The following is an 11,556-nucleotide window of genomic DNA, read 5'->3' on the forward strand; positions in this document are numbered from 1 at the left end:
GCGCGGGGGTACAGTCCGTACATGACTGCGAGGGCACCCAGCATGACACCTTGCGTGAAGTGGTTGCTGCGGGCGGGCCCCGGCGACTACATGCTGGCCTTGAGCGTGGCCGGCGCTTCGCTGCCAGTCGTCGGCAAACGGTTGGAACCGCTGGGCGCGCTGACCGCCATGAGCGTGTGGGGCGCCCGGCACGCGCCGCAGGCCCTGTCCACGATGACGAAGGATCTGCTGAAGCCCGGCACCACCGACGATCGGCGGCGGGACAAGGAGAGCACCCAGGAGGTGTCCGTCGCCGCGCTGCGCGGTGTGGTGTCGGCCGCGGACCTCGACGTCGACTGGCCCACCGCGGCGCGCACGCCACCGATCTGGGACGCGATGCGCCAGCGCCGCTACCTGTACCGCCGCGCCGTCCACTACGGGAACAGCCCGGCGCAGGTGCTCGACGTCTGGCGTCGCAAGGACCTGCCCGCGCAACCGGCGCCCGTCCTGATCTTCGTTCCCGGCGGCGCCTGGGTGCACGGCAGGTGCATGGGGCAGGGGTCCGCGCTGATGTCGCGGCTGGCCGAGCAAGGCTGGGTGTGCCTCGCGATCGACTACCGCGTCGCGCCGCACCACCGCTGGCCGCGCCACATCACCGACGTCAAGACCGCCATCGCCTGGGCGCGCGCCAACGTCGACAAGTTCGGCGGTGACCGCAACTTCGTTGCCGTGGCGGGCTGTTCGGCCGGCGGCCACCTGTCCGCGCTGGCCGGGCTGGCCCCCGACGACCCCGCGCACCGAGCCGAGCTGCCCGAGGGAGCCGACAGTTCGGTGGACGCGGTGGTCGGCATCTACGGCCGCTACGACTGGGAGGACCGCTCGACACCCGAGCGCGACCGGTTCGTCGATTTCCTGGAGCGGGTGGTGGTCAGGAAGTCGATCGCCCGGCACCCCGAGGTCTTCCGCGACGCGTCGCCGATCGCGCGCGTGCATCGAAATGCCCCGCCGTTCTTGGTGATTCACGGCAGCAAGGACAGCGTGATCCCGGTCGAGCAGGCCCGCAGCTTCGTCGAGCGGCTGCGCGCCGTCTCGCACTCGATGGTGGGCTACCTGGAGCTGCCCGGCGCCGGCCACGGGTACGACCTCATCGACGCGGAGCGTGCGGGCGCGGCGGCGCACGCCGCGTCGCTTTTCCTCAACCAGGTCTACCGCACCAAAATGCAGATCGCCGCGAAAGAGGTTATCTGAGCTCCCGCCGCTGGGTAATGTCCCCCTATGGGTAAGGGGCAGCGGTGAAAAGGCTCAGCGGCTGGGACGCGGTCCTGCTGTACAGCGAGACGCCGAACGTGCACATGCACACGATCAAAGCCGCCGTGATCGAGCTGGCACCGGATCGGCGTGACTTCGACATCGACGCCTTCCGCCAGGTGATCGGCGGCCGGCTGAACAAGCTCGAGCCGTTCTGCTACCAGCTCGTCGAGATCCCCTACCAATTGCACCATCCGATGTGGCGGGAGCACTGCGAGGTCGACCTCGAGTACCACATCCGGCCGTGGCGGCTGCCCGCGCCGGGCGGCCGCCGGGAGCTGGATGAGGCGATCGGGCGCATCGCCAGCACCCCGCTGGACCGCGAACGCCCACTGTGGGAGATGTACTTCATCGAGGGGCTGGCCAATCACCGCATCGCGGTGGTGGGCAAGATCCACCACGCGCTCGCGGACGGCGTGGCGTCGGCGAACCTGATGGCCCGGGGGATGGACCTGCAGCCCGGGCCGGCGGACGGGCCCTATCTGTGCGACCCCGCTCCCAGCGCACGGCAGCTGGTGGCGTCGGCGTTCGCGGATCACCTGCGCCACGTCGGGCGAATCCCCGCAACAATCCGCTACACGGCGCAGGGGCTGGGCCGGGTCCGCCGCAGCTCGCGCAAGCTGTCCCCGGAACTGACCCGGCCGTTCGAGCCGCCCCCCACCTTCATGAATCACAAGATCACCGCGGAGCGTCGATTCGCCACCGCCACCCTGGCACTGGCCGACGTCAAGGAAACCGGCAAGCGGCTGGGGGCGACGATCAACGACATGGTGCTCGCCATGTCGAGCGGCGCGCTGCGCACGCTGCTGCTGCGGTACGACGGCAAGGCCGAGCCCCTGCTGGCGTCGGTGCCCATGAGTTTCGACTTCTCGCCGGAACGGATCTCCGGCAATCGCTTCACCGGCGTGCTGGTGGGCCTGCCGACCGACTCCGACGACCCGCTGGAGCGGGTGCGGTGCAGCCACGAGAACGCCATCGCCGCCAAGGAAAGCAACCAGTTGATGGGACCGGAGCTGGTCAGCAGGTGGGCGGCCTACATGCCGCCCGCGCCAACCCAGGCCTTCTTCCGCTGGGCGTCCGGCCGCGACGGGAACAACAAAATCCTGAACCTGAACATCTCGAACGTCCCCGGGCCGCGCGAGCGCGGCCGGGTCGGCGGCGCGCTGGTCACCGAGATCTACTCGGTCGGACCGCTGACCGCCGGCAGCGGGCTGAACATCACCGTGTGGAGCTACGTCGACCAGATCAACATCTCGGTGCTCTCCGACGGGGCCACGCTGAAGGACCCGCACGAGGTGACCGAGGCCATGGTCGCCGACTTCATCGAGATACGCAGGGCCGCCGGGCTTTCCGAAGAACTGACGGTCGTCGAGGCGGCGATGGCGCCGGCCTGAGGGCCACCGGTGGAAACGGGCCTCTCGACTGCTGCCAATGCCATTTCCGTCGACCGTTACCATCGGTCGGATAAGCAGCCACCCCATACCCGAAGGAGCTGTGCGGCACCGTGAGCACTGGGAACGAAGAGGCCACCAATCCCGAACCCGAAGTCCTGGTCGAGCAGCGGGATCGGATCCTGATCATCACCATCAACCGGCCGAAGGCCAAGAACGCGGTCAACGCCGCGGTCGCCCGGGGCCTGGCCGACGCCGTGGATCGGCTCGACGGCGACACCGGCCTGTCCGTGGGAATCATCACCGGCGCCGGCGGCTCGTTCTGCGCGGGGATGGATCTGAAGGCGTTCGCGCGGGGCGAGGTGCCCATCGTCGAGGGCCGCGGCATGGGTTTCACCGAACGTCCACCGGTCAAGCCGCTCATCGCGGCGGTGGAGGGATTCGCGTTGGCCGGCGGCACGGAGCTGGCCCTGGCCACCGACCTGATCGTGGCCTCCACGGACGCGGCGTTCGGGATCCCCGAGGTCAAGCGCGGCCTGGTGGCCGGCGGTGGCGGATTGCTGCGGCTGCCAGTGCGCATCCCGCCGGCCATCGCGATGGAGCTGGCGCTCACCGGTGCGAACCTCTCCGCGCAGCGCGCCCACGAACTGGGGATGGTCAACGTGCTGGCCGAGCCGGGCCAGGCGCTGGAGGCCGCGATCGCGCTGGCGGAGAAGATCGCCGCGAACGGTCCGCTCGCCGTCGCCGCCACCAAGCGGATCATCGTCGAGTCCCGCGGCTGGACCCCGGAGACGATGTGGGCCGAGCAGAACAAGATCCTGGCCCCGGTGTTCGTGTCCAACGACGCCAAGGAGGGCGCGATCGCGTTCGCCGAGAAGCGCCCGGCGCGCTGGACGGGCACCTGACGTTCGACCCGACGGGTTACACTGTGACTGAGTTTTGTAAAGGTGTGGGGATCCGGAAAGATCGAGGATGAGCATTTCGCTGCTGCTGGAGATGGCCGCTTCGAGCAACCCCGGGCGCACCGCGCTTGTCGATGGGGACCTGCGCCTGACGACGCAGCAGCTCAGCGATCTCGCCGACGGCGGCGCCGGCGTCATCGCGGCGTCCGGGTCCAAGCACGTGGTCTACGTGGGCGTGGGCGGCGCCATGCTGCCCCTGCTGATCTTCGCCAGCGCGCGCGCCGGGCTGGCCTGCACGCCGCTGAATTACCGGCTATCCGCCGACGGCATCCAGGCGCTGATCGCGCGGCTGCCCGAACCGCTGGTGATCGTCGACGACCGCTACCGCGACATGATCGGGGGCTCATCGCAGCGGGTGATGTCGTCCGACGAATTCCTCGCGGCGGCGCGGGACAGCGAGCCTGCCGCCGAGTTCCCCGACCCGGAGTCCGTCGCGATCGTGTTGTTCACGTCGGGTACCACGTCGCAGCCCAAGGCCGTCGAGCTCTCGCACAACAATCTGACCAGCTACGTCACCGGGACCGTCGAATTCGAGTCGGCCGAACCCAGCGACGCCGCGCTGATCTGCGTGCCGCCCTATCACATCGCCGGGGTCAGCGCCGCGCTGTCCAACCTCTACGCCGGCCGAAAGATGGTCTACCTGACCAACTTCGACGCCGACGAATGGGTGCGTTTGGTCGCCGCCGAGCGGGTGAGCACCGCGACGGTGGTGCCCACCATGCTGGACCGCATCGTCACCGTCCTCGAGGGCGGCGGGCATGAGCTGCCGTCGCTGCGCAGCCTGGCCTACGGCGGATCCAAGGTGGGCCTGCCGCTGGTGCGCCGGGCGCTGGAGCTGTTGCCGCACGTGGGCTTCGTCAACGCCTACGGGCTGACCGAGACGAGCTCGACGATCGCGGTGCTGGGTCCCGACGACCACCGCGAGGCGCACTCGGCGTCGGCCGATCACGTCGCCAAGCGGCTGGGCTCGGTGGGGCGCCCGGTGCCCGGCATCGAGCTGCAGATCCGCGGTGAGGACGGCGCGGTGCTTCCGCCGGGCGAAAGCGGCGAGCTGTTCGTGCGCGGCGAGCAGGTGTCGGGGCGCTACACCGGGATCGGTTCGGTGCTCGACGAGGACGGCTGGTTTCCGACCCGCGACATCGCGCTGCTCGACGAGGACGGCTACCTGTTCATCAGCGGCCGCAGCGACGACACCATCATCCGCGGCGGGGAGAACATCGCGCCCGCCGAGCTCGAGGAGGTGCTCATCGAGCACGCCCACGTCCACGACGTCGCCGTGGTCGGCGTCGAGGACCCGCAGTGGGGCCAGGCGATCGTCGCCGTGGTGGTGCCCGCCGCGGGCATCGATCCCGACCCGGAGGAACTTCGCGAGCACGTGCGCAAGAGTTTGCGCGGGTCGCGCACGCCCGACCGGGTGGTGTTCGCCGACGAACTGCCGACGACCCCGACGGGCAAGGTGCTGCGCCGCGAGATCGTCGAGAAACTTCGAGCCACCACCCCCGCCCAGCAGTAGAAGGATGAAGACATGGTCAAGAACGGAACCCGCCTCGCCAGCCAGGTGTGCGACACCCAGGTCATCGTGGTCCGCAGCGCCGACAGCCTCGACGACCTGCGCTGCGGCGGCGCGCCGATGGTGCCGATCGGGGGCGAGCGGTCCGGGGAGCTCGACCCGGCTTTCGCCGACGGCACCGTGATGGGCAAGCGCTACGTCGACGAGACCGGCGCCGAGGTGCTGGTGACCAAGCCGGGCGCCGGAAGCCTGAGCGTCGGGCAGACCGCGCTGCAGCTCAAAGAGGTCAAGCCGCTGCCCGCCAGCGACTGATCGTCAGCTAAGGCCCCGCGTGCCCATTGGGGCCCGGGATCCCGAGCAGCAACCCGCCGTTGCCGCCCTGTCCCAGGCTGGCGCCGGCACCGGCGCTGTTGCCGCCGGCGCCGCCGTTGCCGACGAGTTGGGCGTTTCCGCCGTCGCCCCCATTGGCCTTGCCGCCCACGCTGGCCCCGCCGTTGCCGCCGAGGCCGGGGATCAGCGAGTTGCCGCGGAAGCTGACCAGGGTCTGCGCCAGGCCGAGGATCAGCAGGGCGCTCACGGCGGTGAAGCCGACCCACAGTTCGGTGTACACGAGCACACCCAGCGCCCCGCCCAGCACCNCTGCCGGCGCTGGCGTTGACGTTGCTCACGCCGCCGGCCCCGCCGACCCCGCCGTGGCCGAACAGCCCGGCGGCCCCGCCGTTTCCGCCCGTCCCTCCGTTAGTGGACCCGATCGCGGCCGCGCCGGACCCACCGTTGCCGCCATTGCCCCATAGGATGCCGCCGGCGCCGCCATTCTGGCCGGTCCCCGGCAAGCCGTTGGTGCCGTTGCCGATCAGCGGGCGCTGGAGCAGGAGCTCGGTGGGCGTGTTGATCGCGTTGAGGATGTCCTGCTGGATGACCTGCCACGGGTTGGCCGTGGCCGCCGCGTTGGCCGCTTCGGCGCCGGCATAGGCGGCCCCGCCCGCGTTCAAGGCGTGGACGAATTGCTGATGAAACACCGCCGCGCCGGCACTGACGGCCTGGTAGTCCTGCGCATGCGCGCCGAAGAATGCGGCCACCGCGGCCGACACCTCGTCGGCGCCGGCCGCCACCAGTTGCGTGGTCTGGGCCGCCGCGGCCGAGTTGGCCTGGCTGAGGGTCGAACCGACACCCGTGAGATCCGTGGCGGCCGCCGCCACCAGGTCGGGTTGCGCGATGACGAAAGACATTCCGCACCTCCGGCACAGTGCGGCTCGGTGTCGCCGGCATGGGGCGACATCGAGCCTGGGTTGAGGAGCAAATCGTAACGCGACCTCAGGAAGCGTAGGCCAAAATTCCCAGCAAATGTCCGCGGGTAAACCTGGGGTCCACTCGCACCGCGTGCGGTGCCTGGCGGACGGCGGCTGTGCTAGCCGGGGATCCCATTGCGTACGACGAATTCCCTTGCTTTGATCAGAAATTCGAGCTGCTCGCCCACCTGGCGCAGCGGGTCGGTGCTGCGCGTCGAGCGCGACAGCACCACGGCGCCTTCCAGGGCGGCGATCGACGTCACCGCCAGCGACGCCGCATCGGCGTCGTCGAAGCCGTCGTTGGCAAACGCCCGTTTCAACGCGTTGCACCACCGACCCAGGATGGCGCCCGCCTCGGCGGAGAGCTTGGGGTCGGCGTCGTCGGAGCCGATCGCCGCGGCGACCACGGCGCAGCCGGCGGCAAAGTCGCTCTCGGCCAACAGGCGCTCCCAGAATTCGACGAACTCGCGCAGCAGGGCCCTCGCGCCCCAGCCGGCGGCGTCGTCGATCATGGCGGTGACGGAGTCACCGGAGTACCGCAGTGCCTCGGCCAGGATCTGATTGCGCCCGTCGGGAAAGTGGTAGTACACCGAGCCGCGCGGCGCGCCGCTACGTGCGAGCACCTCATCGATGGTCACCCCGGCGGCCCCGCGCTCGCGCATCACCTCTGCGGCGCTCAGCAGCATCTTCTTGCGCGTATCGCAGCGCTTTGTCGGCGTCTGTTCCGCCTTGGCGTCGGTTTGAGTCGGCACTGTCGTACCTCCCGTGGCGAGCGTCATGCAGCGTGTGAATGCCGCGCTACCGGCCAGTGCATGTTACGCGGGCCGAAGCGGAAGGGACGGCGCTTCACGTCGGGCATCTCGCGCGTGAACTGGTAGCCGGCGATGTTGAGTTCGATGATCCACATTGTTTTCTCCCGGCCTGAGTGCGGCCCTTGATTATGCTGAGAAGCATATAAGACATCGGTTGAGTAAGCAATTTTATTCCCTAAGTAAGTCTCGGATCACGCCGGATGGCATGCGGGCGCCCTCAAAGGCGCTGGTCGCGCGAACCATAGCGATCCGTTTTCTATGCTTTAGTGCATAATCGCGGGCTGCTCTTCACCCGCCCGCCGCAGGCTGCCGGCCCTCGGCGCCGCGCCGCCCCGCGCAACGGGGGCGAAAACGCCGAACGTGCACCCGGTGCGAAAATCGGCGAAAATTTTCGCGCTGGATGCACGCTCGGCGCGCACGCGAGTCAGCCCTCGACGGTGTAGCCCATCGGCATCAGCACGCTCTTTTGCTGCGTGAAGTGCTCGACGCCCTCGGGCCCGTTCTCGCGGCCGATGCCTGAGTTCTTGTAACCGCCGAAGGGGCAGCAGGGGTCGAAGGCATACCAGTTGATCGCGTAGGTCCCGGTGCGGATCTTCTCGGAGATCTCGATGCCCCGCGGCACGTTGGTGGTCCACACGCTGCCGGCCAGGCCGTACTCCGAGTCGTTGGCGATCTTGATCGCGTCCTCTTCGGTGTCGTAGGGGATGATGCTCAGCACCGGCCCGAAGATCTCCTCTTGGGCAATCGTCATCTTGTTGTCGACGTCGGCGAAAACGGTCGGCTGCACGAAGAATCCGCTGTCCAGACCCTCGGGACGGCCGCCGCCGCACACCAGCCGCGCGCCCTCCTCGATGCCCTTGGAGATGTAGCCCTCGACGCGGGCACGCTGCTTCTCCGAGATCAGCGAACCGATCTGGGCGCCCGGGTCCGACGGCAGCCCGACCGGCAGCGCCTGGACGAAAGCGCTTACGGCGTCGACGATTTCGTCGTAGCGCGAGCGCGGCGCCAGGATGCGGGTCTGGCCCACGCAGGCCTGCCCGGTGTTCATGATCCCGGAGAACACCATCATCGGGACCGCGGCGGCCAGGTCGACGTCCTCGAGGACGATGGCCGCCGACTTCCCGCCGAGCTCCAGCGTGCACGGCTTGAGCATTTCCGCGGCGCGGCGGCCGATCTCCTTGCCGACGCCCGAGCTGCCGGTGAAGGTGAACAGGTCGACGTCCCGGTTGGAGGTCAGCGCCTGCCCGGTCTCGATGCCGCCGGGCACCACCGACAGCACGCCCTCGGGCAGGCCGGCGTCGGCGAACACCTCGGCCAAAGCGTTTGCGGTCAACGGCGTTTCGGCGGCCGGCTTGAGCACGACCGTGCAGCCGGCCAGCAGCGCCGGGCCCAGCTTGTTGACCGCAAGGAACAGCGGCACGTTCCAGGCCACGATCGCGCCGACGACCCCGATCGGCTCCCGGTGCACGATGGTCTGACCGTAGGAGCCGTTGCGGATCTCCCGCCACTTGACCTGGTCGACGGCGGGCCCGGCGAAGAAGCTCATCGCCCCCATCGAGCCCATCCAGTGCATCGTCTCGATGGTCATCGGCGGCTGGCCGGTCTCGGCGCCCAGCAGCGTGGCGAACTGCTCCTTGCGCTCCTCGAGCAGCTGCAGCGCCTTGGCGATGACTGCCGCGCGTTCCTTCGGCGGCGTCGTGGGCCACGGCCCGCTGTCGAAGGCGGCGCGGGCGGCGGCCACCGCGGCGTCGACGTCGGCCGCCGCGGCGAGCGGCACCTTCCCGACGTACTCGCCGGTGGCCGGGCAGTGCACCTCGATGACTTCCGAGGTCGACGGCTCCGTCCACTTGCCGCCGATGAAAAGTTTGTCGTATTCGGTCTTCACGTCGGTCATGGCGCCACCCTACCCAAGCAGAAGCAAAACGAGAACATGTTTCATTCTCGGGGTGCGAGCACCAGCACGAGATTGCTGACCAGGAACTCGCGCAGCGCCGGCACCGACGTTAGCCACCATGCCCATCGGGGGTGGTAGCGGGGAAATGCGGCCACCGCGGCGCCGGTGCCGGCGGCCCAGCTCAGGCCGTCGGCGGCCGACACCGCGAACAACGACGACCCGTAGTTGTTTTTGGCCGGATGGCCGTGCTTGCGGGCGTACCGCGCGGCGGCGCGGGCACCGCCAAGGTAGTGGGTCAGGCCCATCTCGTGGCCGCCGAACGGGCCGAGCCACACGGTGTAGGACAGCACGGCCAGCCCGCCCGGCCGGGTCACCCGCAGCATCTCGTCAGCGAGTTGCCACGGCCGCGGCACGTGTTCGGCGACGTTGGACGACAGGCAGATGTCCACGGAGTCGTCGGCGAACGGCAGCACCATGCCCGAGGCGCGCACGAAGGTGCCCGGCTCACGCACCAAAGCCGGCCCGGCCGCGTGCATCTCGCTGGGGTCGGGTTNAGAGGTGTATACGGGCCAGGCGTGCGGCCGGCCGGTGGCGCGCCATGGACGCCGCGCCACAGGTCGGTGACCATCGCCGCGGTGTCGGCCGCCAGCGCGCGGTAGAAGCGGGCCGGGTCCGAGCGCTCGTGGCGGAACTCCGACAGCAGCCGCAACGAGCGGCCAAGCGTTGCCCGCCGCGCGAAAACGTCAGTGACGGCCACCGGCCAACCCTACGGCCGGGCTTCAAACCCGCCCAACGTGACGGCAGCGTCACGTTGGGCGCCGAGCGTGACGCCAGCGTCACGTTTGCGACGGCTAGGCTGACCAGTAATGTCTGCTCTCCGCTCCGTCCTGCTGCTGTGCTGGCGCGACACCGGGCACCCGCAGGGCGGCGGCAGCGAAGCCTATCTGCAGCGCGTCGGCGCGCAGCTGGCCGCCTCGGGAANGGCCTCGAGGAGGCGCGGGCGGCATCGTGGGCCGGCCCGCGCTCGGCGGCGCCCCGGGTGGTGGTGCTGTCGCGGCTGGTGCCGCACAAGCAGATCGAGGACGCGCTGGAAGCCGTCGCGGTGCTGCGGGGGCGCCTGCCGAATCTGCACCTCGACATCGTCGGCGGCGGCTGGTGGCGGCAGCGGCTCGTCGACCACGCGCGACGGCTCGGCGTGTCCGGCGCGGTGACCTTCCACGGCCACGTCGACGACCTCACCAAACACCATGTGCTGCAAAGCTCTTGGGTGCACGTGCTGCCGTCCCGCAAGGAGGGCTGGGGTTTGGCGGTGGTCGAGGCGGCCCAGCACGCGGTGCCCACCATCGGCTACCGCTCCTCGGGGGGCCTGTCGGACTCGGTCGTCGACGGGGTGACGGGAATGCTGGTGGACAGCCGGGCCGAGCTGGTGGATCGACTCGAGCAGCTGCTGTCCGACCCGGTGCTGCGCGATCAACTCGGCGCCAAGGCCCAGGCGCGCAGCGGCGAGTTCTCCTGGACCCAAAGCGCCGACGCGATGCGCAGCGTGCTCGAAGCCGTGCGGGCCGGCGAGTTCGTCAGCGGCGTCGTCTAACCCGGCAGAGCACCGCCCCGGCGGCGCCGCCGAGCAGCATCGCCAGCCAGGCCAGGTGGGCGATCAGTGTCGCGGTGCGCCGATCCGGCGAGACCCCGGCGGTGTCGCCGCCGATCCGATAGAGGGCCAGCTCGTCGTCGCGGTAGACCGGCGTCAGCGCGCCGAGGGTGCGCGCGGCCGCGCCCATGTCACCCGCGCTGTCCGATTCGACGACCAGCCACCCGACGCCGGCCGGGGCCAGCGCGCCGGGATCCGGCCCGTTCAGCAGCAGATCCTGTACGACCCGGGCGCGATCGCCCTCCCCGGGCACGACGACCCCCGAGATGGACAGGTCGCCGGTGCTCAGCACGTCGGCGCGCACCCAGCGGGGCAGCGGATCCAGCACCGGCGCCGGGCCCGCCCACGAGAACCGCCGCATGGTGCCGGCCGGCAGCACGGCGACCGTCCGCGGATCGGAGTTGATCGCCGCCGCCACCGCGGCCCACCCCCGCGGGTAGCGCACCGGAGAGACCTTGCCCCAGACGCCCCACGCCAGGTCCGGCAGCGCCAGGATCAGCGCAAGGCAGCAGGCCACCGCCGCCACCGGCGGCCGCAACCACCGCCGCAACGTCACCACGGCGCCGGCGCCGGCCAGCGTGTACCCCGGCAGCGCCAGGGCCACCCACTTCTGCCCGTCGCGCAGCATGCCGAAGCCCGGCGCGGCGCCGGCCAGCGCCCGCAGCGCGTGCAAACCCGGGCCCGTCGCCAAAACCGCGGGCACCACCACGGACACCGCCGCCAGCGCCAGCAGCGGCACCGCCGCGCGGCGGCGCGCCACCAC

Annotated in this window: 8 protein-coding genes and 5 pseudogenes; 6 read left to right on the plus strand and 7 right to left on the minus strand. The window is 70.3% G+C overall.

All coding sequences use genetic code 11. The annotated features are described in order from the left end of the window. Positions 1–21: 21 nt before the first annotated feature. The 5 genes from BN4348_RS56805 to BN4348_RS56825 all read left to right on the plus strand — a co-directional run bounded on the left by BN4348_RS56805 (position 22) and on the right by BN4348_RS56825 (position 5,462). Positions 22–1,227, plus strand: a complete 1,206-nt coding sequence (locus BN4348_RS56805; protein WP_066917412.1) for an alpha/beta hydrolase — start codon at positions 22–24, stop codon at positions 1,225–1,227. A 44-nt stretch (positions 1,228–1,271) separates the two neighbouring features. Continuing rightward, on the plus strand, positions 1,272–2,681 hold the full coding sequence (locus tag BN4348_RS56810; RefSeq protein ID WP_066917413.1) for a WS/DGAT/MGAT family O-acyltransferase: 1,410 nt from the start codon (positions 1,272–1,274) through the stop codon (positions 2,679–2,681). A 110-nt stretch (positions 2,682–2,791) separates the two neighbouring features. Next, complete coding sequence (locus BN4348_RS56815; RefSeq protein WP_066917414.1) at positions 2,792–3,583, plus strand: crotonase/enoyl-CoA hydratase family protein; 792 nt, start codon at positions 2,792–2,794, stop codon at positions 3,581–3,583. A 67-nt stretch (positions 3,584–3,650) separates the two neighbouring features. Next, a complete protein-coding gene (locus BN4348_RS56820) occupies positions 3,651–5,153 on the plus strand; it encodes a class I adenylate-forming enzyme family protein (protein WP_066917415.1) in 1,503 nt (500 codons plus the stop codon). Positions 5,154–5,165: 12 nt separating this feature from the next. Further along, positions 5,166–5,462 (plus strand): hypothetical protein, encoded by a 297-nt coding sequence (locus BN4348_RS56825; RefSeq protein WP_066917416.1) that lies wholly within the window; start codon positions 5,166–5,168, stop codon positions 5,460–5,462. 181 nt (positions 5,463–5,643) lie between these two features. Here the strand turns inward: BN4348_RS56825 and BN4348_RS62270 are convergent. The 6 genes and pseudogenes from BN4348_RS62270 to BN4348_RS56845 form a co-directional block, all read right to left on the minus strand. Then, a pseudogene (locus tag BN4348_RS62270) lies at positions 5,644–5,808 on the minus strand (MFS transporter); the annotation flags it as partial. Continuing rightward, positions 5,768–6,379: pseudogene (locus BN4348_RS63170) on the minus strand (PE family protein); the annotation flags it as partial. The pseudogenes BN4348_RS62270 and BN4348_RS63170, both read right to left, overlap by 41 nt. Positions 6,380–6,558: 179 nt before the next feature. Continuing rightward, a complete protein-coding gene (locus BN4348_RS56835) occupies positions 6,559–7,125 on the minus strand; it encodes a TetR/AcrR family transcriptional regulator (protein ID WP_066917422.1) in 567 nt (188 codons plus the stop codon). A gap of 89 nt (positions 7,126–7,214) precedes the next feature. Next, on the minus strand, positions 7,215–7,346 hold the full coding sequence (locus tag BN4348_RS62280) for a hypothetical protein (protein ID WP_264033831.1): 132 nt from the start codon (positions 7,344–7,346) through the stop codon (positions 7,215–7,217). Positions 7,347–7,675: 329 nt separating this feature from the next. After that, positions 7,676–9,145: an aldehyde dehydrogenase gene (locus tag BN4348_RS56840; protein ID WP_066917418.1), complete on the minus strand. Its 1,470-nt coding sequence runs from the start codon at positions 9,143–9,145 to the stop codon at positions 7,676–7,678. A gap of 41 nt (positions 9,146–9,186) precedes the next feature. Beyond that, positions 9,187–9,902 (minus strand): annotated as a pseudogene (locus BN4348_RS56845) (class I SAM-dependent methyltransferase). A 225-nt stretch (positions 9,903–10,127) separates the two neighbouring features. Between BN4348_RS56845 and BN4348_RS56850 the strand changes: the two are divergent. Continuing rightward, positions 10,128–10,736, plus strand: a pseudogene (locus BN4348_RS56850) (glycosyltransferase); the annotation flags it as partial. Here the strand turns inward: BN4348_RS56850 and BN4348_RS56855 are convergent. Then, positions 10,720–11,556: pseudogene (locus tag BN4348_RS56855) on the minus strand (hypothetical protein); the annotation flags it as partial. The pseudogenes BN4348_RS56850 and BN4348_RS56855 sit on opposite strands and share 17 nt — an antisense overlap.

It is taken from the genome of Mycobacterium interjectum (assembly GCF_900078675.2).
GTDB lineage: Bacteria > Actinomycetota > Actinomycetes > Mycobacteriales > Mycobacteriaceae > Mycobacterium > Mycobacterium interjectum.

What these genes read in the sequence shown, in the direction of transcription:
- BN4348_RS56805 (WP_066917412.1), top strand. Translation starts at nt 22, where the DNA reads ATGACTGCGAGGGCACCCAGCATGACACCTTGCGTGAAGTGGTTGCTG.
- BN4348_RS56820 (WP_066917415.1), top strand. Translation starts at nt 3,651, where the DNA reads ATGAGCATTTCGCTGCTGCTGGAGATGGCCGCTTCGAGCAACCCCGGG.
- BN4348_RS56825 (WP_066917416.1), top strand. Translation starts at nt 5,166, where the DNA reads ATGGTCAAGAACGGAACCCGCCTCGCCAGCCAGGTGTGCGACACCCAG.
- BN4348_RS56835 (WP_066917422.1), bottom strand. Translation starts at nt 7,125, where the DNA reads ATGCTGCTGAGCGCCGCAGAGGTGATGCGCGAGCGCGGGGCCGCCGGG.
- BN4348_RS62280 (WP_264033831.1), bottom strand. Translation starts at nt 7,346, where the DNA reads ATGTGGATCATCGAACTCAACATCGCCGGCTACCAGTTCACGCGCGAG.
- BN4348_RS56840 (WP_066917418.1), bottom strand. Translation starts at nt 9,145, where the DNA reads ATGACCGACGTGAAGACCGAATACGACAAACTTTTCATCGGCGGCAAG.